Genomic DNA, 24338 nt, shown 5'->3' on the forward strand with positions numbered 1-24338 from the left:
AGCTGAACCAGCGATATGAGAAACTCCATAACAAAGTGCAGATACTTACTGGAATCCAAGAAGCTTTGAAAGAAGTAGCCAATTCCCGCAAATTAAGGAAGAAACTGCAAAGCCTGTCCGATTTTCTGAATGAAAGCAGAGATTAGGGTTACCAGTAACTTCAGTAAGCGCGCAAAATACCTGATAAAGAAGTACCCGTCTCTGGTAGATGACCTAAAGGCGCTTGAGAAAGCCCTTGCTGATAAACCGCCACTAGGCACCCCTCTTGGAAGCGACTCCTACAAAATAAGGCTTTCCATCAAAAGCAAAGGAAAAGGTAAAAGCGGCGGTGCAAGGATGATTACCCACATTGACGGCGAAATTGTAGGAACAGTGGAACAATCTACAGACGGCAAAGTCACAGTTTACCTTCTCACCATCTATGACAAGTCTGAGACTGTGTCAAGATCAGCTAAAGAATAAAGGAGCTTATCAAACACAAAAACTGACAAAAAAAGCACCTCGCCTAACATTGTGCATGAGGCCGTTAGCGGGTATTTAAAATAAAGTTTTCACTTGAAGTTACCGGAACGGTAACTTTTTTATTTAGATTTAAGTTTTAAAAGAAAGATGTGCGAGTAATAGCAAAACGAACTCTGCGGGATTTCTGGGAAAAGCATGCCGATAGTGAGCAGCAACTAAAAGCTTGGTATAATGAAGCAGAACAGGCCAACTGGCAGTCGCCAAACGAGATAAAGAAAGACTATCCTTCCGCTAGTATCTTAGAAGATAATAGAATGGTCTTCAATATCAAGGGAAATAACTACAGGTTAATCGTCAGAATCAACTACAAGTATGGTTTAATATGGATTCGGTTCATCGGGACGCACGCCGAATACGATAAAGTGGACGTTACTAAAATTTAAGTAAAAAGAAATGAACGTTAAGCTAATAAAAACAGAAGAAGATTACCAAGTGGCCCTGCAAAGGCTGGAAGAAATATTTAGCGCTGAACCGGACGCACCGGAGGGCGACGAACTAGAGGTACTTTCTTTCCTAATTGACTCTTATGAGAAGGAACACTTCCCAATTGAAGTACCAGACCCGATTGAGGCGGTAAAGTTCAGAATGGAGCAACTCGGCATTAAGCAGAAAGACCTAGCCGAAGTGCTAGGCTTCAAGAGTAGGGTAAGTGAAGTGTTAAACAGAAAAAGGAAATTAACTTTAGAAATGATACGGAATCTCCACAAAAGACTGAACATTCCGACAAATGTGCTTATCCAGGAATACTAAAAATAAAAACACCCTCTAACACTGTATATACAAGATCCTTGCTCCGCTACGGACTTCGCATATACAAGTCCGTTAGGGGCAATTTATAAGCTAAAGAGTAATAAGTTGAAGAAACTTTACCGACCTGTAGGATTAAAAGAACTGGAGCTTATTCTCACCAGCAACTCAAAGAAATTTCCTCCCCGATTGAGCTGGTAGCCAATATTCTACCCAGTCCTGAACTTTGAATATGCCGCACAGATTTGCTACCAATGGAACGTTGTGGACGACAATTCAGGATTCAGCGGATTTGTGACTGAATTCTCTCTGGATGAATCATATTTGGAGAAATTTGAGGAGCAGGTTGTCGGCGGAGACATACACAGGGAACTATGGGTGCCGGCCGAAGAATTAGAAGAATTCAATAACAGAATAATTGATGGAATACAGGTTACGGCTGCTTTTTATGGAGAGAAATACATCGGCAACATTAAAAGCTCCGACCGATTCAAAACTTTAACCGCGCAACAGCAGCTATCGGCAGTAAAGCTGGATTGGGAGAACGGGAACTTCAGTTTACTTCTCAAAGAAGAGTCCGTAGCTATTCAGGCCAACTTCAGTTACTGGAAATCACTTCCGCAAAGTGACCAACTGGAAAGCTTATTCGAGAATATGGAGAGAGAATGGAGTGTTTTACATCCAAAGAGAGCCCTAATAAAGGAAAAAAATAACGCCACTTAACCAGGCATAAACCCCATGCTCTACAGCCTGGCACGTTGTTGATACAAGCCGGCAGGACTACCGCAAGGATTTAAAATGAAAATAATTGTTATTGCGGTAATTACTGGAATAATTACAAGTTGTAATAAAAAATCTTTCTTTTCAGAAAAATCATCCTTGCCTACTAATTTCCATTCTGTTTCAAAGAAAGTAGTGAGAGCGGCGATTGGGAAATTAGGTATAGCCCCTATTTTGATAAAAATGGAAATACATTCGCATTGAAAAGGCAAATTAGGGTTTTCAGTACGGTTTGCCCAAGCCATGGCAACTGTAATAAATTAACTATAGAAAGTATAATTAAAGTAACTTTTTAGCATTTTACGTTAGCATTTACTGCAAAATACCCTAACATCAAAAAAGCCTACAAGATTTCCCAATAATGACTACCCAAAGTATTACCCTGGCTAAAACTCAAGAAGAAGATTTAAATCTATTTTTTCAATTTCAACTGGACCCGGAAGCCAATTATTTAGCCGCTTTCACCCCGAAAGACCCAACCGACAAAACGGCTTACCTGGCAAAGTATCTAAAGCATATAGCTGACCCAACTATCCAGTCGCAAACCATCCGCGTGAATCAGGAAATTGTGGGAAGCATTGCCAAATTTATGAGGGACCATGACGCAGAATTAACGTACTGGATCGACCGGAAATACTGGGGACAGGGCATTGCCACAGCGGCGCTGCAAACCTTTTTGCAACTAGAAAAAACCAGACCTATTCATGCACGGGTGGCTTTTGACAATTATGGCTCCCAGAAGGTATTAGAGAAAAACGGTTTTGTAAAAATTGGTACGGATAAAGGCTTTGCTAATGCCCGACAAGCAGAAATTGCAGAATACATTTATAAACTTTCCGACTGATTAGGTATTAACCTTGACGGACTAACCTCAGTTAAATAATACCCCCGCCGACGTGCTTACCTGAAACCCAGCATACTACCCGAACCGCATTAACTTTGCGCCCCCGGATTTATCCTAGCCCCGGCAAACGTTTTAATAAAAAAAGGCCTTAGTAACGTAAGGATCCCCAAACGCATCTATACCACCGCAAACTGGCAAACCGTACAAATTGATCTAATTAACGAACGATTTACGAATGGTAAAGTCTAGCAGAAGATTTCAGCTTAAATGCGACTGATGGCAGGCAGAAATTTAAAAAAACTCGCTCAACCACGAAAGGCGCAGGTTCCGTAAAGTAAAAATTTTATCGCCTGTTAATTCTTACATTAAACAAAACTGCCCCGCCCAGATAAGTCATATTTTTATCCAGGCGGGGCAAGTTTGTTTTTTTAAATTTTGGCAGCTTTCGGGTTTACCGGACGGCCTGTTTTTTAAAATTTTAAGTCGAAGGCTTTATTTACGCTGCTCCTATTTACAACTACAGTTGAGCAATCCGCTATTTTCGGGCGCTGGCTTTGCTCCCGTAAGTTATGCGGTAAATGGTCCCTTTTAAATCATCGGACACGTACAAAGCGCCATCCGGCCCTTGAGCCAACCCACTGGGCCGGTGCTGAATGGGACCAGTAGGCTGCACCAGGTCTACGCCGGCAAAATTATCAGCAAAAATTTCCCACTTACCCGCTGGTTTGCCGTTCTTAAACGGTACAAAAGCCACCAGATAGCCTTTCTGCAACTCCGCTGATTTACCGTGTAGCGTCACAAAAGCGCCGTTTTTATACCGGGCCGGAAACTGGTTGCCCGTGTAAAACAATAGCGCGTTGGGCGCCAGGTGCGCCGGAAAAGCGACTACCGGATCTAAAGCCTTTTCGCCACCGGTTTTCTTGCCATCGCCGCCGTATTCGGGGGCCAGCATTTTCTTTTGTTGCAGATGATCGTAATACACGTAAGGCCAACCGCCATCCCCGCCTTTGGGTACTTCAAACATGGTTTCGGCGGGTAAAATAGTACTCTGTTCGGCGGTATAATATTGCGGATACTTGTCATGAAACTGCCCCCGGCCGTGCTGCATCGCGAACAACGAATTGGTTTGGGTATTCCAGTCCAGGCCCACTACGTTTTTTAACCCGGTCGCGTAACGCAGGCCATCGCTGTAGCTCTGGTTCGTTTTACTGGTTTTAAACTGCCAGATGCCCGCTACCGAATCTAACAACGGACAAGGCATCATGCCTTGGCCGGTTCCTTCTTCGCGGCAGGCATCGTTATAAGAACCCACGGTTACGTACAGGTTGCCTTGCTTATCCAGGGTAATGGATTTAGAAACATCGCGGGCTTTGGCTACTAAACCCCGTACAATGGTTTCGGGCTGCTCCGGCTGTATTACTTCTTGTTTCGCGTTTAATTGGTACCGGTAAACCCCTGTGTTAGAAGCCGAATATAAGTAATTGTTGTGCAAAGCAATACCGGTTCCAGGATAACTGCCAATCCCGGTTTGCTGATCCAGGAAGCCATCTTGATCGGTGTCGTGTAAATGGTACAGGCCTTTTCCGTCTTTTAGCCGGGATAGTTTCACGTACACATCGCCTTGCTTACCGACCACCAAATGCCGGGCAGCCCCTAAATCATCGGCCACAATAGTAGCGTTAAAACCGGGGGGCAGCTTTAGGGTAACTGGTTCGGTGGGTTTGTTTTTAGGTACAGATTCAGTCTTCTGGTGGTAAGCCGATGCCCCTATAAAAAAGACGCAGGCAGTAGCTAGAACAGCAGTTTGTATCATTTTTCTTTTCATTAATCTTGCTCGTAAAAATTCTCTGAATTTTAAAAATTTTAAATTTCTTTAACTTTCGCTCCAGAATTATAACCTTAAATAAGTATTGCTTCTTATAGCTAACTTTGCTCTTTTCAAGAAGTCCGCATGCTAGCAGCGTACGCAATATATTATTTTAACTCAGCATTATTTTAACTACTCCCGCGTAATTTCCACGAGTTATCAGCCGGAAGCCTAAACAAGCTTTTAGAGTTAAAGGAAGATTGTAAAACATGTAATTTCCCGGATAATGCTGGTTTTTATTGCGCTTACTGGAATAACCATGAAAACGAAGCAGGCCATAAGGGATAAAGTAGTTATAGGTTTCCGCTTACTTTTATACTTATTAGGGAGGCAAATAGGCCCGTTATTATGCTGATTTTGGATTTAAACCGCTGCTCTTTATTACCAATATAGCCATTATAGCGGCCCTGGTATAAGTAACATGGTGGCTAAAAAGAAAACTATGCGACAGTATTTAGATAATTTTAACAGCTTTTATAAACAGCCATTTGCTGTTCCCCGGAAAGCCCGCAACAGGATACGAGGCATTTTAATGGGTTTTCCGGGAAAGAGTTACCAGGTTTTGGAAGTGCATTCCGGCCATATTACCCGATCGTTTTTTTAAATTTTGATGCAGCCGGGGCCGGTATATTTACCATTACGCCGATGTTACTAACTTTGCTTTTAAATGCCCCCATTATAGTTTTAATCTAAATTTTAACTTTAGTGGCGCCCAAAATCAACTTAAAAAGCAAAGTTACTCAACAAAGTAGCGGGCGGCTGGGTTAACAAAATAAAAGGTAAACAGATGCATGTAGCCAACAACAAAATTTTAATAACAGGAGGGGCCAGCGGTATTGGCCTGGGTCTTACGAAAGATTTATTCAGGAAAATAATGCTGTTATTATTTGCGGACGCCGGGAAAGTGCGCTCCAAGAAGTAGCCGAAAAATTCCCGGGGGTTATTACCCGGGTTTGTGATTTAGCCCTATAGCAGGAACGTATAGCCCTCTACGAGTGGATTTCCGAAAATCATCCGGATGTAAATGTGCTGGTTAACAACGCCGGTATTCAAAATTGGATGCAAGTTTCGGACGCTGACTTTTACCAAAAAGCTAAAACCGAACTGGCTACCAATATGGAGACCCCGCTGCACTTAACAGCGCTTTTTTTTAAATTTAAAGGCTTTAAGCACCGTGATAAATGTAACCAGCGGTTTAGCGTTTGTGCCGTATACCAAGGTGCCGGTTTATTCGGCTACCAAGGCCTTTTTTCATTCGTTTACTTTATCGCTGCAATACTTACTTCAATCCAAAAACATCGAAGTAATCGAAATTATACCGCCGGCGCTTAACACCGATTTAGGCGGTAAAGGCCTGCACGATGCCGCACCGCCGGTAAGCGATTTTATTCAAGCTATTTTTAACCAATTACAAGCCGGCAAAACAGAACTAACTTTTAGTTTTAGCGAAGTCCTGGTCAAAGCCAATCCTGAAGAATTAAAAAGCGCTTTCCAACGCCTGAATCCTAGTTAAAATTTAAATTTTTTCTCTTTATATGCCCTTGTAATCCCGGATTGCAGGGGCATTTTTATTACATAAAGAACGGCAATCAGCCTTGCCAAAAAAATGCTTGCACGTTCAGAATACTTTCTTACTTTTACTGACTGATTAGTCAGTTATGAAATATTGGTATATTCTGGTGGGTATTATCTTTTTAATAATAATGAGTGCTTTTATTTTTTTAAAACAAGCCCAATTTGGCAAATTACCTTCCGGGGCCCGGCTGGAACGCGTTAAAAAATCGCCTAATTACCGGAACGGCGCCTTCCAGAACGAAAGCGTTACGCCCGACCTTACCGACGGGGCCACCTATTTTTCGGTAAGTAAAGAATTTTTCTTTGGCAAAAACGCAAGAGTGTCCCCCACCGATTCTATACCTTCTACTAAAACCAACTTATTAACGCTGGATAGCCAGCAGGATGTGCTGGTATGGTTCGGGCATTCTTCTTACTTTATGCAAATAGATGGCACACGCTTTTTAGTAGATCCGGTTTTAAGTGGTGCAGCGTCGCCGGTGTCTTTTACTACGAAAGCTTTTAAAGGCACCGACCGCTATACGCCCGACGACCTGCCGGAAATAGATTACTTGCTTATTTCTCATGACCACTACGACCACCTCGACTACAAAACCATTGTAAAATTGCAACCCAAAGTAAAGCAGGTTATTTGCGGCTTGGGCACCGGCGAACACCTGGAATACTGGGGCTACGATGTATCTAAAATCATGGAAAAAGATTGGAACGAAGAAATAGATCTGGGAAATGGCTTTACCGTGCATACTGTACCGGCCCGGCATTTTTCGGGACGCAGCCTTAAAAGAAATCAAGCGCTCTGGACCTCTTTTGTCCTGCGTACGCCCACCCAGAAATTATTTATTGGCGGCGACAGCGGCTACGACAAACACTTCGCCAAAATCGGAGAAAAATTTGGCCCTTTTGATCTGGTAATTCTGGAAAACGGGCAGTACAACAAAAGCTGGAAATACATACATATGCTACCGGGCCAGATTTTACAGGCCGCCCAAGACTTAAAAGCCAAACGCATTTTTCCGGTGCACTCGGGCAAATTTGCGTTGGGCCTGCACGCCTGGGACGAGCCTTTGAAACTTTTGATGGAAGATAATAAAACCGAAAATTTAAAAATTATTACGCCCATTATCGGCGAACAGGTAAACTTAAAAGATACTACGCAGCAATTTTCGCAGTGGTGGCTGGGCGTTAATTAGTTGTTGGTTGATCGTTATTGGTTGTTGGGTTGCCAATTACTCTAATCAGCCAGTAAAAGAAATTTTTAAATTTTTACCATTTTACCCGGCTTGGCAAGCGGTTGTAGTTGGTTCGGGCGAGATACAGTTTACCGGATGGATAAAAAAGAAAAATTATTAACAACTGCGCTTCACCTTTTTGTGGAGTATGGTTTTCATAACACGCCTACCAGTAAAATTGCCCGCGAAGCTGGTATTGCCAATGGCACTCTATTTTACTTTTACCCCACCAAAGACGACCTGGTAAAAGCTTTGTACCTGGCCGTAAAAGGTAAAATGGCCCAAGATATTGCCGTGGAAATCGAGCACAAAGAAACCTTTCACGACATTATGCGGGGATATTATAGCGCCTCGCTCAACTGGGCTCTAAAAAACAAAACCGAGTCCCGGTTTATGGAGCAGTTTAACTCGTCGCCGTATTTAAAGCAAATTGCCGAAGAAGAAATTAAAAAAAATAACCAACCCCTGCGGGAGCTTTTACAAAAAGCCATACACGAAAAAATTATCAAACCACTGGATGTGGAAATTATTTTTACGCTGATCAGCGGGCATGTTTTTAGCATCAACCAGTACCTCGTGCGCAAGCAATTTGCCAAACCCGAACAAGACAAAGTTATTCAGGATACTTTTGATTTGCTCTGGGACATGATTACCTAAATAACGTGCGTTCGAGCGAAGCCCTTACCAACAAAAGAACATCCCTGTATTAGTCAAAATAATAAAACGATAATGTTTCCCATCTATTCCGGTCCTTCTGGAAGAATCTAACCGGTTACTTACGGGTTACATTCTTCCAGAAGGACCGGAATAAAGAAGATTAGTTTATATTTCAGGTAGGCTTTGCTTAGCTCGCACGCCTGTTAAATACTACCCAGCTACGCGCAAGCCTGGCAATACCCGGTTAATAAACAATTTACATTTTGGAGTTGGTAGCCGGCTGGTACTTTTACGGCTACTTCTTCTTTCAGGCACTCTACTTTCTGGCATTTTAAGCACCGGAAATGAAAATGATTATGGTAGTGCTTTTTTTCTTCGCAGCTGGTGCAGAGGGCAAAGTAATGCTTGCCATCGTCAGATAAAATTTTGTGCACGTAACCATCTTCGCAAAAGCTGTTTAAAATGCGGTACACCGTTACGCGGTCCATGCGGCCTTTCACTGCTTGCTCAATATCCTCCTGATTTAAAGCTTTTCCGGATCCATGTAAAATGTTCAATACGGCTTGTTTCGCCGGGGTATTTCTTCTTTTCATAAATTGTTAATGCAACATAATTGCAATAATAAAAAATAATATTAAGTTTGCCAATCAGAAATGCACAATCTGTGGCTAAAGACCAGGCTATTTCCAGCACTGCCCGCTAAGGTTGGCGGCATTTTCGTTATTTCACTCTGAAAGTTAAGACACATGACAGACTTTAAAAACTTAGATGTAATTATAATTGGTGGCAGCTACTCCGGGTTAGCCGCCGCCATGAGTTTGGGCCGCGCTTTGCGCCACGTATTAGTTATAGATAGCGGTAAGCCCTGCAACCAGCAAACACCCCATTCGCACAACTTTATTACCCAAGACGGAAATACGCCCGCGCAAATCCGGATTACGGCCCAAGCACAAGTAGCTCGCTACCATACTGTTTCGTTTTACAAGGGCCTGGCTATAAGGGGTGCTAAAACGGAAAGTGGCTATGAAATTATTACTGAAAGAAAAGATACTTTTACCGCTAAAAAATTGTTGTTTGCCACGGGTTTAAAAGACCTTATGCCGGATATACCGGGCTTTGCCGAATGTTGGGGAATATCGGTGATTCACTGCCCTTATTGCCACGGCTACGAAGTAAGAAACCAAAAAACCGGACTTCTGGGTAACGGCGACGCTGGCTTTGAATACGTCCGGATGATTGCGCACTGGACGCAAGATTTAACACTTTTCACCAACGGGCCATCTACGCTAACCCCAGCGCAAGCCGCTAAACTAGCAGAACACCGCATCGCCCTAGTCGAAACGGAAATCCAAAGCTTGCAACACAACCAGGGTAAAATTACAGAGGTGATTTTAAAAAACAATTCTGCAGTAGAATTAAACGCTATGTACGCCCGGCCTAAAACGGTGCAGCACAGTACTATCCCCCAGGACTTAGGCTGCGAATTAACGGAGCCTGGTTTCTTAAAAGTTGATATGTTTCAAAAAACTACTGTACCCGGCGTGTATGCCAGCGGTGATAATTCAGTGTTTGCCCGCTCCGTGGCCAGTGCCGTTGCATCCGGAACTTTTACCGGGGCCGCCATTAATAAAGAACTAATCGAGGAAGAATTTTAAAAATAGAACGGTTAGCGTACTATCCGGAGGTTCGCAACAATTATTAATAGGCGCAGGCAATCAAAAATTTAAAAAATACTTACTTTAGCCAACAAGAGCGCAACGCTTTACCCTTGTTAGCCGCCTATTCTCTGACAGACCTAACCCGGCCCGAAAAGCTTAATTTTCATTAACTTAAGTGCCGGAAATTCTGCTGAAAAATAATGGCGAGTAATAAAGAATACGTGCTACAATTACTTTTACTAACTACTTTATGGCCGCTACCACTTTCATTAGAACTGATTCCAGCAATCCGGATTTTCAGAAATTAGTTGCTTTACTGGACCAGGACTTAGCCATCCGCGATGGCGCCGAGCATGCTTTTTATGCCCAGTACAATAAGATAAATTTAATAAAACACGCTGTAGTTGCTTACCAACAAGAGGTGCCGGTTGGTTGCGGCGCCATAAAAGCCTACGACGATCAGACTACCGAAGTAAAAAGAATGTATGTGTTACCAGAATACCGCGGTCAGGGAATTGCCGCCATTATTCTGGCAGCGTTGGAAAAATGGGCTCATGAATTAGGCTACGCGAGCTGTATCCTGGAAACCGGCAAAAAACAACCCGAAGCCATCCGGCTGTATCAAAAATCGGGGTACAACCAGATACCTAATTATGGGCAATACGCCGGTGTAGAAAACAGCATTTGCCTGATTAAAAATTTAAACCTTGATTCGTAGGATTAAAGGATGTCCATGATTCTGAAAAAGTAATAGAACCCCGATTTTAAATTTTTAAGAGAATCTTGATTATTGTATAATAAAATTAAATTTAAAATCAGGACAATCTCTTAATCCGATAAATCAAGGTTCCGACGTATTATGAAACACGAAGAAACTACCAAGAAGATTATTGGCTGTGCCATGCAGGTACATCGAACGCTGGGTAACGGGTTTCAGGAAGTTATTTACCAAAGAGCTTTAGCCATTGAAATGCAATTAACCGGACTTTCTTTTGAACGGGAGAAAGAAATGAATATCTATTACCGGAATGAATTAATTGGCACCAGAAGAGTAGACTTCTTTGTAGAAAACATTATTCTGGTAGAGTTAAAAGCCCTGGTAAGATTAGAAGATGTTTACCTAGCCCAAGCCATTAATTACTGCGAAGCATACCAGATGGAATTAGGTTTACTCATTAATTTTGGCCCAAGAAGTCTGGGGTTTAAAAGAGTGCACAACAAAGCCTTTTCTTAAAACCATTCATATTCCTAAAAGTAAGCCAATAAGTACTTATATTCTTAGCCCATTCAATCATCCTGGTACTCCGCTAACCTTATAAAATTAAAGTTCCGACCGTAAAATGACCGATACTCAAACCATCCTGCGGCATACCCTGGCTACCATTGCTTACCGGTTAAGTAAAACTTTAAACAGCGCTGATTTAAAATTTCTGCGTTTTCAAACATTTCACGGGGTACGCACACCAGCAGAAATCATCTTTCACATGGCATCGGTTTTAAGTTTTTGCCGGGCCGCTATAGAAAATAAAACCGTGGAAAAACCGGCGGCGGTAGAAGAGGCCAAAGAAACATCCCGGTTTTTTGATTTGCTGCAACAAACCGATATAGCCTTGCAAAATCATTCCGTGGATTTAGAGTTGGCCTTGCAACTTATGCAAGGCCCCTTAGCCGATATGCTCACGCACATAGGCCAAATAGCGCTCCTCCGGCGATATTACAACCAACCCGTTCCGGCGGAAAACTTTATGCTGGCCAAAATTAAAGTAGGTAATATTTCCCCGGAAGATCAGGAAGCCTGAGTAAGGCTGCTTCCGCTGCGAAGCCGATAGTTCCTACCCGTACTTTATGTTAACTACCGGCGAGAAAATTTTAGTTTCCCAGCCCCTTAAATAATATGCCGAGTTGTTAATGCCGCACCAATTTATTCGCACCCACCAAAACCATTTAGTGAACCCAGCTTCTGTTAAAAGCTGGCTGAAAGAAAATGGAGGTGCTCTTTTATTATACAACGGCAGTTGCATTCCCGTTGCCCGGCAGCACCGGTAACGTGTAAAAAAGACTTAAAAGCTGTTCAAAAAATCCAAGAATCCCCTAATCCTATCAATCCAGGTTCCGACTACTTTTGCTGGCGCAAATACACGTTATTATGAATGGTTTCCAGGTTAATAGCGGTGCCCCCGCCGTTTACCAAACCGCTTAGCCGCTGCTCGTCTTTTTTACCGGAGAACTGAATGGCCAGGTTAGAAAATACATCGCCGTGCACGGTTTTTAAGGTAACTGCCGCCCCTTTTTTATCAGGCCAATTCATATCCACAAAACCATGCACCGACTTGGCGCGCACCGGGCCGGTTAAACCCCGCAACTCCATGCTGCAATGCACACTTTTTACCGTTACATCCGCGTCCCGGGGCACAAACACTTCGTAGTCAATCTGCTGGCAGGTAAATATTGCTACGCCGTCCTGGTAGTAATGATTTAGGTTGCGCTGGCTATCGGGGCAATCTTCGGCCCGGCCGGTTTTCATTTTTTCCCGATCAAACGTTACATCAATGCGGGCCACGCCGTTTTCGGCCGTAAAGGTGGGCTGCAGGGCATCGTTCAGGCGGCCGTTGTTAATCAGGTAGGTCATTTTAATTGAAGCATCTTTCCGGTCCCAGGCGGTAATTTTAATGTTGTTACCAAAATCGAATTACAGATCTACTTTTTTATCGGCGGGTACCGCCATGGTTTTCTCAATGATTTTGGGTTGGGCTTGTAATTGCCGCGTAAACAAACCGCACAATACAACCAGGGCCGAAAGTATTTTCATGGTATAAGCAGCTTTACGTTCCATTACTTTTGCTTCCGGATGTAAATATTACTGTGTACCGCCGAAACGTTCATTTCTACGCCGCCATTATTGGTTTTTCCTTTAATGGTGCCTCCCCCGGCAATTTGGGGTAAACCATTTTTGCTGTTGCTGGGCCGGCTAATATCAAAGTCGGTGTAAATTTCGCCGTGGTTAGCTTCTAATTCCAGGTCGGCTTTGGTGTTGCCGGGCAAGGTAATATCGATGGGGCCGTGCACCGATTTAATAGAACTGCTTTTGGCCTGGTTCAGCTCGGCAAATTTAATATCCAGATGCCCGTGTACGGTATTGGCGTTTACCGGGCCGGTGATGTTGGTAAGCGTGGCGCCAGCGTGGTGCAGTTCCAGATCTATTTCGCCAGCCGTATCCGTAAGTTCAAATTTGCCCCCGAACGGGCTGCTTTCGTGATACACCACCGCAACGTTTTTCGGCACTTTAATGGTGTAGTGGCCCCCGCGCCGGTTGGCCTGCACAATTTTTAAAATGTTGTTGTCTTTGTTTACCGACAGGCCCAATTTGGTATTATCTTCTGCCTCGCTGAATAAAGACCGCAAGCCTTCGGCCCGTTCCGGCACCTCATAGTCCGGAGCTTCAATAATTACTTCGTCGGCATTATGCCCCACGATCGCCACCGAACTCCGGTACACCTCAATTTGCACCTGGTTGTTTTTGTTGTTATCTAATTTGATTTTGTAGGTTTGGTTTTTTCCATCCGGGGTTTCATCAACCGGGATCTTTTCAAATAACTGGGTAGCTGCCCGATTGTTCCCTGGCAATTGTTCCTCGTGCCGGTGCGCTACTACCCCACCGGTCGTAATAATTATAATACCTAGCGCCGCGAGTATTCCTGTTTTTTTCATGTGCGTTTTAATTTAAAGATAGGTTTAAGTAGTCTTGTAAAGCAGTTCTCTTTTAAAGACGACTAAAGCCGGCATACATTACAGGCCTACCGAATAATTTAAAATTTTAAATTTTCGACTAGCCACCAGGTCCTGGCCGCAACTTTTTGTATTTAAAACAGGTCAATTATACCTTCCTCTTGCGGAAAGCCGGTCCCTTGTAGCAGCAGTTAAGCGGCAGCAACTATTCGCCTTGTTGGGGCCTAGGCGGGCTTGGCGGTTCTTCAAACCAACGTACCTGGGGATAACGCTTGCTTATTTTAACCAACCATTCTGAGCGTTGCAAAGCAATCTTTACTCTATATTGTTACTATGCCACCAGTAGCCAACTATTCCGTATAAGTACCACATTCCGTATTCCACACAAATAATTGCTCAATAGCGCAACTTATTACCGGCATTCAGGTTAAAATATTATAAAAAATTTACGGATTGATTTGATGACACAGCCTGTATCATTAAAAAAATTGTAATACCATCCTTCCAGTTTTTCTTAGTCAGATAAGAGGCTCCGTTGTTTTCTGTCAGTCGTTTATTCCATTATTTTTTAAAATTTTAACCAATAGGTGTAAACTATGAGAAACCCATTACTCCCGCTTTTTCCTACGCTGGTTGTTTTTCGTTCCGGACGATGCTGGCCTAGTTTTACTGCTCTCTTCCCGGTACTGGTATTTGCCTTGCTGGTATACAGCAGCCGCCTGTACGCGCAAACCGCCATTACGGGTACCGTTTCGGGTACCGGAGGCGAAGCCTTACCCGGCGTAACCGTTATCTTAAAGGGTAGCACCAATGGTACTACTACCGATGTAGGCGGCAATTATACTCTTTCTATACCGGCTGGTCAGGAAAATGGCACGTTAACGTTTTCCTTTATTGGCTATACCAGTCAGGATGTAGCTATAAACAACCGCACCACGGTAAACGTTACTTTAGCCGAAGATACCAAAGCCCTGCAGGAAGTAGTGGTTATTGGCTATCAAACCGTGCGCAAGCAAGATTTAACCGGAGCGGTTTCGGTAATTAACCCGGCGGCGGCTAACCGGGTGAGTACAAATTCGGTAGTAGAATCGCTGCAAGGCTTAGCGCCCGGCGTAAACGTTCGAAGCGGCGGCGCTCCCGGCCAAATGTCGCGGATTGAAATTCGCGGGGCCGCCAGTTTTGCCAACACCGATCCTTTGTACGTGATTGATGGTATGATTGCCGATGCTAATACCACTATTAATAACAACGATATTGCTTCTATTCAGGTGTTAAAAGATGCCTCGGCGGCGGCTATTTACGGCTCGCGGGCGGCTAACGGGGTAGTTATTATTACTACTAAACAAGGCAAAGAAGGTCCGGCGCAAATCAGTGCCTCGGCGAAGTACGGCATCCAGCAAATTCCCACACGCTGGGATGTAATGAACGCCACTGAATTTGCGGCCACCCAACGTACCCAATACCAAAATTCCGGCTTAACCCCACCGGTTAGTGTGGGCACGGGATTTAACCCGGCTATCGACACCGATTGGCAGGATGAAGTCATGCAAACCGGTAATATTCAGGATTATAACTTATCATTGTCCGGCGGCTCCCAAACGGCTACGTACCTGATTTCGGGCAGTTATTTTACCAACAAAGGCGTATTAAAAGGACACGATTTTAAACGGGGCAGTTTGCGCGTAAACACCCGCAGCACCAAAGGCCGCGTTACGTTCGGCGAGAACCTGGTAATCACTAATACTAACAGCAAAGCGCCCAGCGAAGGCAATCCGTTCTACGACATGCCGCAAATGCTGCCTACCATTGCGGTGCAAGGCCCGCAGTACGTAAGCCCTACTAACCCGGAAGGCTACGGTTTTGGCACGCTCGACGCGGTAACCTACGCCAGCAACCCGGTAGCCATTCGGAATCTGGCCCAACGCACCGATAACTTCGCCAAGCTGGTAGGAAATGCTTACCTCGACGTAAAAATTGTGGAAGGTTTAAATTATAAGTTTAACACCGGCGCCGAAGTAAGCTTTGATTTCACCAGAAATTTAAGGAAGGTGGGCATCTGGCGTTTAAATAATACGGCCTATCCCAGTTCCGTGAACGAAGACCGCTCCCGGTACTTAAATCTCTTGTTTGAACACACGCTTAATTTCAACAAAACTTTTGGCGTACATAATATCAACGGGGTAGTCGGTATTTCGCAGCAACATATTACCCGCGAAGTTACTTCCGGCGGGCGTTCTAATCTGCAGATTTATAACAACCAATACCAAACTACTATTGGCTCCGCGACGGGTTTGTCTTCGGCGGGAGGTGGCGTTCCGGTTGATTACCGCACCTACGGGTATTTAGGCCGGATAAATTACACCTATAACGATAAGTATTTACTTACCTTAACCGGCCGCGTGGACCAGGATTCGCGATTTGGCGAGAACTACCGCACCGGTTTTTTCCCATCCGTAGCGGCGGGCTGGCGCATCAGCAAAGAAGGTTTCTTTAATGCTGCGTGGGTAACCGATTTAAAACTGAATGCCTCGTACGGTGAATTAGGTATTGTGCCTTTAAATTCCTGGGATTATACTGCTTATATCAACAGTGGTCCGCGCGCGGTGTTTGGCTCGGACCAAACGGCTTACGTCGGTACCACCCAGGCGCGGTTAGCTAATCCGGATTTAAAATGGGAAGAACGCATTGTCCGGAACATCGGCATTGATGCCAGTTTTTTTAATAATCAACTATCCGTGTCCCTGGAAGCATATAATTCTTTGTCGAAAGATAATTTACTCGCCCTGACAGTAGGCGGCTATTTAGGTAATCTGGGCGGTTATCCATTTGTAAATGCCGGCTCCATCCGCAACAAAGGCATTGAGTTTTCGGCTACTTACCGGAGCAGCCAAAATGCTTTTAAGTGGGATGTATCGGGTAATTTCACCACCATCCGGAATACCGTGGAAAGCGTCGGCGACCAGGGCGGCGGCATTAACTACATTCAGGTAGGTAATACCCGAACCCAAATTGGGCGTTCGCTGGGTGAGTGGTTTTTACTTAAAACCGATGGCTTGTTCCAAACCCAGGAAGAAGTAAATAATCATACTACCTTAGTAAATGGCGCTGCCAAGCAAATTCAGCCGAACGCTAAACCCGGCGACGTTAAGTACATTGATCAAAACGGTGATGGGGCGATCAACGCCGACGACCGGGTATTTGCCGGTTCGCCGTGGCCCAAACTGCAAACCGGCGCGCAATTCAACGGCAGCTACGGTCCGTTCAGCATTAATATTCAGCTAGTGGGCGTATTTGGCAATACTATTTACAACGATGTAAGAACTATTCTGGACTCTTACCAACTCTCTAACTTCCGGAGCGATATCAACCCCTGGCGGCCCGATAATACCGATACGGAGGACCCGCGCCTGGGCGTGAACACCGAACCCGGCATTATTGATAATAACTTAACTATTAGCGAGCGCTGGATCGAAAACGGGTCTTACGTGCGCTTACGGAACCTGGAACTGGGTTATAACATACCCGAAACATTGCTCCGCCGGGGCGGTATCCAGAATGCCCGCGTGTTTGTGAGCGGCCAAAACTTATTTACCATTACCAAATACTCCGGCCTCGACCCCGATGTGGTAGGCAACACCGATCCGAATAACGGGCAGGCCCGCATTTTAGAAAGAGGGGTAGATTTTGGTAACTGGCCTGCCAGCCGCTTAATTTCCACCGGTCTTCAGTTTGGGTTTTAATAGTAGTGTAGTTTAGTCGAAAATCAGATATGAAAAAGATAATAATAAGTTCCGTGATCGCCGTAAGCTTAGCATTAGGCGGCTGCGAAAAAGAATTAGATATAGAGAATCCGAACCAAGCCACCGTAGAAGTATTCTGGAAAACCGCCGATGATGCCGTAAAAGGTGTAAATGCCGTGTACAGCACCTTGCACCGGGGTGCTATTTCGCGCTGGATGCCGTTTTATTACATTATCCGAGCCGACGAAGGCACCAGCCGCAGCCCCAACGTAAACTTAATCAACAACATGCAGGACTTCCGGATAACCGATTACAACTTCGGGGAGGCCTACGGCATCTGGAACGATAATTACGTGGGAATTTTCCGGGCCAATCAGGTACTCGATAATGTACCCAATATCACCATGGACGAAACGCAAAAGCAACGGGTACTGGGCGAAGCCAAATTTATGCGCAGCTTGTTTTATTTTCACCTGGTAACCTTGTGGGGCAATGTGCCGCTGATGCTCACTACTTCTACGCCTGCCGATAAACCACCTACCTCCCCGCAGGCTGATGTATGGGCGCAAATTGAAAAAGACCTGACCGAAGCCGCTGCTGTTTTACCACTTACCTATACTGGCGCCGACCTGGGCCGGGCTACCAAAGGCGCGGCGCAAGCTTTGTTAGCCAAAGCGTATCTGCAGCAACGTAAATTTACCCAAGCTTTGGTACCGCTGCAAGCCTTGGCAGAAGGCGAAGGAAAATCGGTATACAGCCTGATGCCCAATTACCGGGACAATTTTTTAATTACCTCGGAGAATAACCGGGAGTCAGTATTTGAGTGGCAGTTTGCGTTAAACCTTACCGAAAACCACGACGATGACATTGACCCGCGGGTAGATAATTTAAATTACGGCTCGTCGCTGCCCAAATTTATAGCGCCGCCGGGTGGCCCGGGCTTTTCCGATGGCGAAGCCAACCGGTGGGTAGTACGGGAATTTTTACAGGAAGAAACCACCAACAACCAAAGAGATCCACGTTTAGCCGCATCTTTCTTGTACGACTCTACCGATGTACGCGGTCCGGAATTTACGGTCATCTATGACCAAACCTTTCGGGAACGTTACGGCGTAGATAACCAACGAGTATGGTTCCGGAAGTTTTTGAACGATCATTGGCGCACCGTAGACGAAGCTTTTAACTCGCCTAATAACTGGCGCTACATCCGGTACGCCGATGTGCTACTCATGTACGCCGAAGCTTTAAACGAAACCGGCAGTACCGCCCAGGCTTATACCTACGTGGATCAGGTACGGCAAAGAGCGGGTTTGGCCAAGTTATCCGATGCGAAACCGGGTTTAACCAAAGAACAGTTTCTGGCGCAGCTCAAACACGAAAGAATAACCGAACTGTCCGGCGAAGGTCACCGCTGGAACGACCTGGCCCGCTGGGGTGATCTGGGGCCAGCACTGGCGCCCCGCGATCCGGGCTTTGCGAATTTCGAAAAAGGCAAACACGAGTTTTTACCCATTCCGCAACAGGAAAGAGATATTAACCCGAACCTGACGCAGAATCCGAATTGGTAGAGGCATACTTAAAAAGATAAAAGGGCCATGAGGCTCTTTTATCTTTTTATCATAATCCTATTCTCATTGATTAATGGCACTACAGTTTTTTAAATTTTTAGCTGTTCCAGTGCTTTTACCCTTCCGCCTACGGCACCTTCCCTAAAAACAGGGAAGGAGATGCGGCTTTTGGCATTTACCAGAGTTTATTTACCAGTTACCAGCTATCATTTATAACAGCTTGTTTCCGCAATATTCACGGAACAACAGTATCCTTTAGCCTCCTGGCTTGCTGCTAGCTAAAAACATTGGCGAAACATGCGTAATCCATTACCGATATCAGGTTACTGGTAGGGGCACCTGGTAATTGCAAAAAAGCTCCCCGCCTTGGGTAAGGAGGGGTTGGAGTGGTTGACTTCTCTCAAGAATAGTGATTTTTTTAAATTTTTCTTAATTCTAATCATACAAAAATTTAAAAAAGCTAACCGACAGAAAAACCGTAGCTACTAAAAAGACATCAGTTTGGCTCTAGAGGGCCTTCTAAGGTTCTGGTGTCGACGCAGGAGACATTCCGAGGAACGAGGAAAGGAAGCTTAGACCAGCCCGGAAGAGCCAAACGGGGACCGCCGGCCTTTGAGGCAAAATTTGAAGTCTGCAAGCTAGATAGCACCAACCATTGGAGACTTGAAAAGGCTCTAAAGAAAACAACGTCTTACCAATAAACTATATTTAATTTTTGATTTCTGCGTTTTATTAACAGAAGAAAGCATCTTATAAATGAAACAATATTACCTTACCCGTACACTTGTAATTTTTTTAAATTTATTCCTCTTTACGCAATGTAAAGACGACTCCGGCACCGATCCGGTGAACCCGCCCGTCAGCAACGTTCACCCGGATGAACAGCCGCCCGTCGATAATACCACGCCCACGCTTACTATTCAATGGGAGGCTACGGCTACTAAATTATCGCACAACGTGTACTCCGCGGAGTACGGCCGCATGCACCGGGTAAAAGGCGATACCTTGTTGTTTACCTACCATTTTGGGCCGCAGGGCGAAGAATGGGATAACATTGCGCTAAAAAGAAGCATAGATGGTGGTACCACCTGGTCGGAAGCCGAGGTTTTGGTGGCCGATACCGATCCGAATTACTACGGATTTTCGAACCCGGATATTTTAGTGGCGCAAAATGGCGATGTGCTCCTGACCTACACGGGCCGGGGCCGCCCCGACGATAATGTGCACGCGAACATTCAGGTACGCCTCAGCAAAGACCGGGGCTGGACTTTTGGGCCACCTACTTTAATTCCAACGGGGCGGGCCTGGGAACCGGCCATTATACAATTGCCCAACGGCGAGCTGGAATTATTTTACTCCAGCGAAGCCAACTGGTGGCCCAGTACCAATCCGCAACAGGAAATCCGGATGGTTTCCTCTACAGACAATGGTTTAAGTTGGGGCAATTCCAAATCTGTAGCTTATACTGCGGGTATGCGCGATGGCATGGCGGTGCCCCTGGTTTTAAAAGATAACAAAGGCATTGTGTTCCCGATTGAATCGGTAAATAACTCCAAATCGCCGTGGGTGGTGTGGTCGTCGCTGGAAGCTAAATTTAATTACGCGGGGGCCGGCACGGTGCAAAACAACCGGCGCTGGCTAGCTACTTCCGAAAATATCTGGGGCGGCGCACCTTACATCATCCAACTACCAACCGGCGAAACTATTCTGTCGTGCCAGGATGCGGGTGGCCGATCAGTAGGTTCCGATTGGAAAAAGAATACCATGCTGGTGCTCACGGGCAACAGCCTGGCGCAAAAGTTCACGAACATTAGTTACCCCTGGCCCAATTTACCCGCGAACGAAGGCGCCTACTACAGTTCTTTATTTTTAAAAGACGCAAGTACTTTGGTGCTGGTTACTACCCGCAATTTCGCCGATGGACACAGCGAAATTTACCTGAAAGAAGGTTACATTCAGCGGTAAAGCTAGTACTTATTTGAGCTCCTTATCTTCCGTGTTACAAACAAAATTCAAAAAAATGCGCGGTCGGGATAAGCACTGGCTGGTGCAAACAGCATCAGAAGGCATATTTGCCAGAAGAGTAAAACTTCATGTATTGGCCATTTTCTCTTCTATTTGCGTCATTCAGGAGGAAACTATTTTGCTACGTAGCTGAATAGTTTCCTCCTGAATGACGTAAAGGTCGGCATGGAGAATACTGCTCTGGAGCGGTGCAGTCGATTAGGCCTTCACAAAAGGCTGTCTTTTCGCGAAAATTCAGACTTAACTTCTAGAGTTAAAACTAGTGCCTTTCTGGGTAAGCAAGCCATCAAAAAATTTAAAAAAATCAGCAGATTAGTGGTTTAAATAGTATCCGCTGGTAATAGGCTGCCTTCTGGTAAAACAGTGTTTGGGGTCCCAATAATTTTTAATAAATTTCAAGATTATCTCACTATCCATCCAGGTTAAAAACTATTATTTCGTTTAAGTAAGTGCCGAAAATATTTTTAATACTTCTTCTCTTTTTGCTGGTTAATTCTTCTTTATTCGCGCAGCTAAAAAACGAGGGAGTACCGTTTATCAATAATTTCACGCAGAAAAACTATAAAGCTTCGCCGCAAAACGGGGCCATTGTGCAGGATAACCGGGGCGTGCTATTTTTTGGCAATAATTACGGTTTTCTGGAATACGATGGCAACCGCTGGCGCCTGGTGGAGTTGCCGAACAAAACCATTGTGCGGTCGTTGGCGAAAGATAACAAAGGCCGGATTTACGTGGGCGGGCAAAACGATTTCGGGTACCTGCAACCCGATGCCCAGGGGCAAATGAGCTATGTTTCCTTAAAGCCACTTATTCCTCAAAAATACAAAGAGTTTGAAGACGTCTGGGATATTTACCCGACTAAAGAAGGCGTTTACTTTGCTACCAGTGCCGGCTTATACCGGCTGCAAAACAACCAGGTAAATTACTACCCGGCACCAACGGGGCAGGGCGGCTCTTCCTTCTACGTGCAGGAGCAATTATTTATGCGGGTGCCGGGCAAAGGCATCTACGAATTTAAAAATGGCCGGGCTACGTTTATCCCCAACAGCGAAGCCCTGGCCCCATACAACATCGTGGACATGCTGCCGTTTACCGATAACCGTATTTTGATGGTAACCATGGAGCACGGCATTTTTGTGTACGATGGCTACAGTAGTTTTAAGCCCTGGAAAACGCCCGCCGAAGATTTTTTTAAAAAAAACCGGCTAAGCTGCGCTATTGCGCTGGCGAATGGCTACGCGATAGGGTCTACGTTGGGCGGCTTGCTGCTACTGGACCAAAACGGCAATCCGCAAAAGCTTTTAAACCGCGAAAATGGCTTGCAGAACAGCCATATTCAACACATTTACCAGGATAATTCCGGCAACTTGTGGCTGGGCTTAAACAACGGCATCGACTACGTAGAAATCAACTCGCCTTTCACGTTATTTAATGCTAAAAACGGCGTGCCGGGTACGGGGTACGCTTCGTTTCTGCACGCCGGCAAAATGTACTTAGGCACCAACGATGGGTTGTATTGCAAAAAATGGCCGACGGAAGAAAGCCCTTTGCATCCCGAACCTTTTCAGTTGGTGGCGGGCACCCAGGGCCAGGTAAACAACATCCAGCAAATACATGACAAGGCTTTACTGGCGCATCACAACGGCCCATTTGAACTCATAAACGATCAAGCCGTCCGAATTTCGGAACACACGGGCACCTGGTTGTTCCTGGCTTTAAAATCGCATCCGGGGTATGTGCTTTGTGGCACTTACAATAATCTTTTGCTTTACAAACTAGAAGCCGGCAACCTGGTGTTCGTACGCCAGATAGCTGGGTTCAAAGAATCGTCCCGGATAATGGAAGAAGATGCCGCGGGCAATATCTGGATTTCACACGTGTATAAAGGCATTTACAAATTAAAGCTATCCGCAAACTTAGATAAGGTCGAAAATTTAAAATTTTACGATGCCCGCCACGGTTTTCCGTCTAACTTGTTTATTAACGTGTATAAAATAAATAACCAGCTGGTGTTTACCGGCGAAAAAGGCATTTACCAATACAATCCGCAAAAAGATTACTTCGAAGAAAACGAAGAGTTTAGCAAGTATTTCGATAAAAATAAGCCGGTCCGGAAGCTGATTCAGGACCGCGAAGGCAATATCTGGTTTGCCGCCGGCGACGAAATGGGCGTGTTGCAAAAGCGGGGCGACGGCACGTACACCCTCGAAAAGAAAATTTTCAACAAACTGCAAGGCCGCCTGGTAGCGGGGTTTGAACACATTGCCGCTTATAACCCCACCACCGTTATCATTGGTACCAACGAAGGCTTTGTGCGGTACAATCCTACCTTTTCTTTAAATAAAAAACCGGAGAATGCTTTCTCTACCTTAATCCGGCAAGTAGAAATCACCGGCGGAACCCGCGATTCTTTGTTAACGGCGGGCGCGTATTTGGTTAAAGGCGTAACCACGACTATTCAGCCCACTGGTAAAATGCCGCACCTTCCGTACCGGCTAAATTCCTTACGCTTTACTTACAGCGCTACTGCCTACGAAGAATCGGATAAAATGCAGTACCAGTATTTCCTGGAAGGCTACGATAAAAACTGGTCGGCGTGGACCGTAGCTACCCAAAAAGAATACACTAATTTAGTAGAAGGCACCTACGTGTTTCACGTACGGGGCCAGGATATTTACAACAAAACCGGCACCGAAGCCACGTATACTTTCACGGTTTCGCCGCCCTGGTACCGAACCGGCTGGGCGTATGCGGCTTATATTATTATCGGGGTTTCGCTGCTTTTATTACTCAAAAAAATAATAGAACAACGCGAAAAAAAAGAGCGCGAAAGGTTACAACAAGAACAGGAAAAAGCCTTACGGTTGCAGGAAGCCCAGCACGCCGAGCAAGTCTTAAAAGCCGAAAAGGAAATCATTAAATTAAACAACGACAAGCTGGAGAACGAGCTGCAGCATAAAAATAAAGAGTTAGCTTCTTCGGCCATGCACGTAACCCAAAGCCTGGACAGCATCCAACGTTTAAAAGACCAGCTCCAGGAAACCATGATCCGGATTAGCGATGGCGAGGCGCTGCACCAATTGCGGAAGCTGTTACGGTCCGTGGAAGAAGAGATAAATTTTGAAAATAACTGGGAACAGTTCGAAATACACTTCAACCAGATTCACCAGGATTTTATCAAACGCCTCCGCTGCGAGTATCCGCAACTCACCCACCGCGATATTAAATTATGCACCTATTTACGACTAAACCTGTCGAGTAAGGAAATTGCCTCTTTGCTGAATTTATCCTTACGCGGCATCGAAACCAGTCGCTACCGGATAAGAAAGAAAATGAACCTGGAACAGGACATTAACCTAACCGAGTTTATTTTAAAGTATTGATTCGGCGGTAATAGAAG

At 45.1% G+C, this 24338-nt stretch carries 24 protein-coding genes; 19 read left to right on the forward strand and 5 right to left on the reverse strand.

The annotated features are described in order from the left end of the window. Positions 1–129: 129 nt before the first annotated feature. From AHMF7616_RS19910 to AHMF7616_RS26790, 4 genes are all read left to right on the forward strand, one after another. The gene (locus AHMF7616_RS19910; RefSeq protein WP_115374476.1) at positions 130–462 is read left to right on the forward strand and encodes a hypothetical protein; all 333 of its coding nucleotides are present in this window, start codon (positions 130–132) and stop codon (positions 460–462) included. A gap of 149 nt (positions 463–611) precedes the next feature. Further along, complete coding sequence (locus AHMF7616_RS19915) at positions 612–905, forward strand: type II toxin-antitoxin system HigB family toxin (RefSeq protein WP_115374477.1); 294 nt, start codon at positions 612–614, stop codon at positions 903–905. Between the two features lie 10 nt (positions 906–915). Further along, on the forward strand, positions 916–1272 hold the full coding sequence (locus AHMF7616_RS19920; RefSeq protein ID WP_115374478.1) for a helix-turn-helix domain-containing protein: 357 nt from the start codon (positions 916–918) through the stop codon (positions 1270–1272). Between the two features lie 261 nt (positions 1273–1533). Next, the gene (locus AHMF7616_RS26790) at positions 1534–1992 is read left to right on the forward strand and encodes a hypothetical protein (protein ID WP_199474281.1); all 459 of its coding nucleotides are present in this window, start codon (positions 1534–1536) and stop codon (positions 1990–1992) included. A gap of 20 nt (positions 1993–2012) precedes the next feature. On the opposite strand, the gene AHMF7616_RS19930 is transcribed toward AHMF7616_RS26790, so the two are convergent. Then, positions 2013–2294, reverse strand: a complete 282-nt coding sequence (locus tag AHMF7616_RS19930; RefSeq protein WP_115374479.1) for a hypothetical protein — start codon at positions 2292–2294, stop codon at positions 2013–2015. Positions 2295–2410: 116 nt separating this feature from the next. Here AHMF7616_RS19930 and AHMF7616_RS19935 point away from each other — a divergent pair, with 116 nt between their 5' ends. Further along, on the forward strand, positions 2411–2893 hold the full coding sequence (locus AHMF7616_RS19935; protein WP_115374480.1) for a GNAT family N-acetyltransferase: 483 nt from the start codon (positions 2411–2413) through the stop codon (positions 2891–2893). Positions 2894–3428: 535 nt separating this feature from the next. On the opposite strand, the gene AHMF7616_RS19940 is transcribed toward AHMF7616_RS19935, so the two are convergent. Beyond that, complete coding sequence (locus AHMF7616_RS19940) at positions 3429–4706, reverse strand: PQQ-dependent sugar dehydrogenase (protein WP_233507667.1); 1278 nt, start codon at positions 4704–4706, stop codon at positions 3429–3431. Positions 4707–5202: 496 nt separating this feature from the next. Between AHMF7616_RS19940 and AHMF7616_RS26495 the strand changes: the two genes are divergently transcribed. The 4 genes from AHMF7616_RS26495 to AHMF7616_RS19960 all read left to right on the forward strand — a co-directional run bounded on the left by AHMF7616_RS26495 (position 5203) and on the right by AHMF7616_RS19960 (position 8221). Then, a complete protein-coding gene (locus tag AHMF7616_RS26495) occupies positions 5203–5364 on the forward strand; it encodes a hypothetical protein (protein WP_158546212.1) in 162 nt (53 codons plus the stop codon). A 570-nt stretch (positions 5365–5934) separates the two neighbouring features. Further along, positions 5935–6273 (forward strand): SDR family NAD(P)-dependent oxidoreductase, encoded by a 339-nt coding sequence (locus tag AHMF7616_RS27255; RefSeq protein WP_233507668.1) that lies wholly within the window; start codon positions 5935–5937, stop codon positions 6271–6273. Between the two features lie 145 nt (positions 6274–6418). Further along, the gene (locus AHMF7616_RS19955) at positions 6419–7525 is read left to right on the forward strand and encodes an MBL fold metallo-hydrolase (protein WP_115374483.1); all 1107 of its coding nucleotides are present in this window, start codon (positions 6419–6421) and stop codon (positions 7523–7525) included. A 135-nt stretch (positions 7526–7660) separates the two neighbouring features. Continuing rightward, entirely contained in the window at positions 7661–8221 is a 561-nt protein-coding gene (locus AHMF7616_RS19960; RefSeq protein WP_115374484.1) for a TetR/AcrR family transcriptional regulator, read from the forward strand. Between the two features lie 218 nt (positions 8222–8439). Here the strand turns inward: AHMF7616_RS19960 and AHMF7616_RS19965 are convergent, their stop codons facing one another. Then, entirely contained in the window at positions 8440–8814 is a 375-nt protein-coding gene (locus AHMF7616_RS19965; protein WP_115374485.1) for a Fur family transcriptional regulator, read from the reverse strand. A gap of 153 nt (positions 8815–8967) precedes the next feature. On the opposite strand from AHMF7616_RS19965, the gene AHMF7616_RS19970 reads away from it, so the two are divergent. The 5 genes from AHMF7616_RS19970 (at position 8968) to AHMF7616_RS19990 (ending at position 11925) form a co-directional block, all read left to right on the forward strand. Then, complete coding sequence (locus AHMF7616_RS19970) at positions 8968–9876, forward strand: NAD(P)/FAD-dependent oxidoreductase (protein WP_115374486.1); 909 nt, start codon at positions 8968–8970, stop codon at positions 9874–9876. Between the two features lie 253 nt (positions 9877–10129). Next, the gene (locus tag AHMF7616_RS19975) at positions 10130–10597 is read left to right on the forward strand and encodes a GNAT family N-acetyltransferase (RefSeq protein WP_115374487.1); all 468 of its coding nucleotides are present in this window, start codon (positions 10130–10132) and stop codon (positions 10595–10597) included. 141 nt (positions 10598–10738) lie between these two features. Next, the gene (locus AHMF7616_RS19980; RefSeq protein WP_115374488.1) at positions 10739–11113 is read left to right on the forward strand and encodes a GxxExxY protein; all 375 of its coding nucleotides are present in this window, start codon (positions 10739–10741) and stop codon (positions 11111–11113) included. 106 nt (positions 11114–11219) lie between these two features. Beyond that, on the forward strand, positions 11220–11678 hold the full coding sequence (locus AHMF7616_RS19985) for a hypothetical protein (RefSeq protein ID WP_115374489.1): 459 nt from the start codon (positions 11220–11222) through the stop codon (positions 11676–11678). Between the two features lie 109 nt (positions 11679–11787). Next, on the forward strand, positions 11788–11925 hold the full coding sequence (locus AHMF7616_RS19990; protein WP_199474283.1) for a LytTR family transcriptional regulator DNA-binding domain-containing protein: 138 nt from the start codon (positions 11788–11790) through the stop codon (positions 11923–11925). A gap of 70 nt (positions 11926–11995) precedes the next feature. Here the strand turns inward: AHMF7616_RS19990 and AHMF7616_RS19995 are convergent, their stop codons facing one another. Both AHMF7616_RS19995 and AHMF7616_RS20000 read right to left on the reverse strand, forming a co-directional pair. Continuing rightward, positions 11996–12508 carry a DUF4097 family beta strand repeat-containing protein gene (locus tag AHMF7616_RS19995; RefSeq protein WP_115374490.1) on the reverse strand — a complete coding sequence of 171 codons (513 nt, stop codon included), beginning with the start codon at positions 12506–12508 and terminating at the stop codon, positions 11996–11998. Positions 12509–12711: 203 nt separating this feature from the next. Continuing rightward, the gene (locus tag AHMF7616_RS20000; RefSeq protein WP_233507669.1) at positions 12712–13587 is read right to left on the reverse strand and encodes a DUF4097 family beta strand repeat-containing protein; all 876 of its coding nucleotides are present in this window, start codon (positions 13585–13587) and stop codon (positions 12712–12714) included. 614 nt (positions 13588–14201) lie between these two features. On the opposite strand from AHMF7616_RS20000, the gene AHMF7616_RS20005 reads away from it, so the two are divergent. The 5 genes from AHMF7616_RS20005 (at position 14202) to AHMF7616_RS20020 (ending at position 24321) form a co-directional block, all read left to right on the forward strand. Next, positions 14202–17345 carry a SusC/RagA family TonB-linked outer membrane protein gene (locus AHMF7616_RS20005; protein ID WP_115374491.1) on the forward strand — a complete coding sequence of 1048 codons (3144 nt, stop codon included), beginning with the start codon at positions 14202–14204 and terminating at the stop codon, positions 17343–17345. 29 nt (positions 17346–17374) lie between these two features. After that, positions 17375–18913 (forward strand): RagB/SusD family nutrient uptake outer membrane protein, encoded by a 1539-nt coding sequence (locus AHMF7616_RS20010; protein ID WP_115374492.1) that lies wholly within the window; start codon positions 17375–17377, stop codon positions 18911–18913. A gap of 756 nt (positions 18914–19669) precedes the next feature. Next, positions 19670–20878, forward strand: coding sequence for a sialidase family protein (locus tag AHMF7616_RS20015; RefSeq protein WP_115374493.1), 1209 nt, complete (start codon positions 19670–19672; stop codon positions 20876–20878). A gap of 55 nt (positions 20879–20933) precedes the next feature. Further along, on the forward strand, positions 20934–21071 hold the full coding sequence (locus AHMF7616_RS26500; protein WP_158546213.1) for a hypothetical protein: 138 nt from the start codon (positions 20934–20936) through the stop codon (positions 21069–21071). 349 nt (positions 21072–21420) lie between these two features. Next, on the forward strand, positions 21421–24321 hold the full coding sequence (locus AHMF7616_RS20020; protein ID WP_115374494.1) for a ligand-binding sensor domain-containing protein: 2901 nt from the start codon (positions 21421–21423) through the stop codon (positions 24319–24321). The last annotated feature ends 17 nt before the right edge of the window (positions 24322–24338 follow it).

The organism is Adhaeribacter pallidiroseus, from assembly GCF_003340495.1.
Classification (GTDB): domain Bacteria; phylum Bacteroidota; class Bacteroidia; order Cytophagales; family Hymenobacteraceae; genus Adhaeribacter; species Adhaeribacter pallidiroseus.

Excerpts from the sequence above, each read along its gene's own strand:
- AHMF7616_RS19910 (WP_115374476.1), top strand. The coding sequence starts at position 130 with ATGAAAGCAGAGATTAGGGTTACCAGTAACTTCAGTAAGCGCGCAAAA.
- AHMF7616_RS19920 (WP_115374478.1), top strand. The coding sequence starts at position 916 with ATGAACGTTAAGCTAATAAAAACAGAAGAAGATTACCAAGTGGCCCTG.
- AHMF7616_RS19930 (WP_115374479.1), bottom strand. The coding sequence starts at position 2,294 with ATGGCTTGGGCAAACCGTACTGAAAACCCTAATTTGCCTTTTCAATGC.
- AHMF7616_RS19935 (WP_115374480.1), top strand. The coding sequence starts at position 2,411 with ATGACTACCCAAAGTATTACCCTGGCTAAAACTCAAGAAGAAGATTTA.
- AHMF7616_RS19940 (WP_233507667.1), bottom strand. The coding sequence starts at position 4,706 with ATGATACAAACTGCTGTTCTAGCTACTGCCTGCGTCTTTTTTATAGGG.
- AHMF7616_RS26495 (WP_158546212.1), top strand. The coding sequence starts at position 5,203 with ATGCGACAGTATTTAGATAATTTTAACAGCTTTTATAAACAGCCATTT.
- AHMF7616_RS19955 (WP_115374483.1), top strand. The coding sequence starts at position 6,419 with ATGAAATATTGGTATATTCTGGTGGGTATTATCTTTTTAATAATAATG.
- AHMF7616_RS19960 (WP_115374484.1), top strand. The coding sequence starts at position 7,661 with ATGGATAAAAAAGAAAAATTATTAACAACTGCGCTTCACCTTTTTGTG.
- AHMF7616_RS19965 (WP_115374485.1), bottom strand. The coding sequence starts at position 8,814 with ATGAAAAGAAGAAATACCCCGGCGAAACAAGCCGTATTGAACATTTTA.
- AHMF7616_RS19970 (WP_115374486.1), top strand. The coding sequence starts at position 8,968 with ATGACAGACTTTAAAAACTTAGATGTAATTATAATTGGTGGCAGCTAC.
- AHMF7616_RS19975 (WP_115374487.1), top strand. The coding sequence starts at position 10,130 with ATGGCCGCTACCACTTTCATTAGAACTGATTCCAGCAATCCGGATTTT.
- AHMF7616_RS19980 (WP_115374488.1), top strand. The coding sequence starts at position 10,739 with ATGAAACACGAAGAAACTACCAAGAAGATTATTGGCTGTGCCATGCAG.
- AHMF7616_RS19985 (WP_115374489.1), top strand. The coding sequence starts at position 11,220 with ATGACCGATACTCAAACCATCCTGCGGCATACCCTGGCTACCATTGCT.
- AHMF7616_RS19990 (WP_199474283.1), top strand. The coding sequence starts at position 11,788 with ATGCCGCACCAATTTATTCGCACCCACCAAAACCATTTAGTGAACCCA.
- AHMF7616_RS19995 (WP_115374490.1), bottom strand. The coding sequence starts at position 12,508 with ATGACCTACCTGATTAACAACGGCCGCCTGAACGATGCCCTGCAGCCC.
- AHMF7616_RS20000 (WP_233507669.1), bottom strand. The coding sequence starts at position 13,587 with ATGAAAAAAACAGGAATACTCGCGGCGCTAGGTATTATAATTATTACG.
- AHMF7616_RS20005 (WP_115374491.1), top strand. The coding sequence starts at position 14,202 with ATGAGAAACCCATTACTCCCGCTTTTTCCTACGCTGGTTGTTTTTCGT.
- AHMF7616_RS20010 (WP_115374492.1), top strand. The coding sequence starts at position 17,375 with ATGAAAAAGATAATAATAAGTTCCGTGATCGCCGTAAGCTTAGCATTA.
- AHMF7616_RS20015 (WP_115374493.1), top strand. The coding sequence starts at position 19,670 with ATGAAACAATATTACCTTACCCGTACACTTGTAATTTTTTTAAATTTA.
- AHMF7616_RS26500 (WP_158546213.1), top strand. The coding sequence starts at position 20,934 with ATGCGCGGTCGGGATAAGCACTGGCTGGTGCAAACAGCATCAGAAGGC.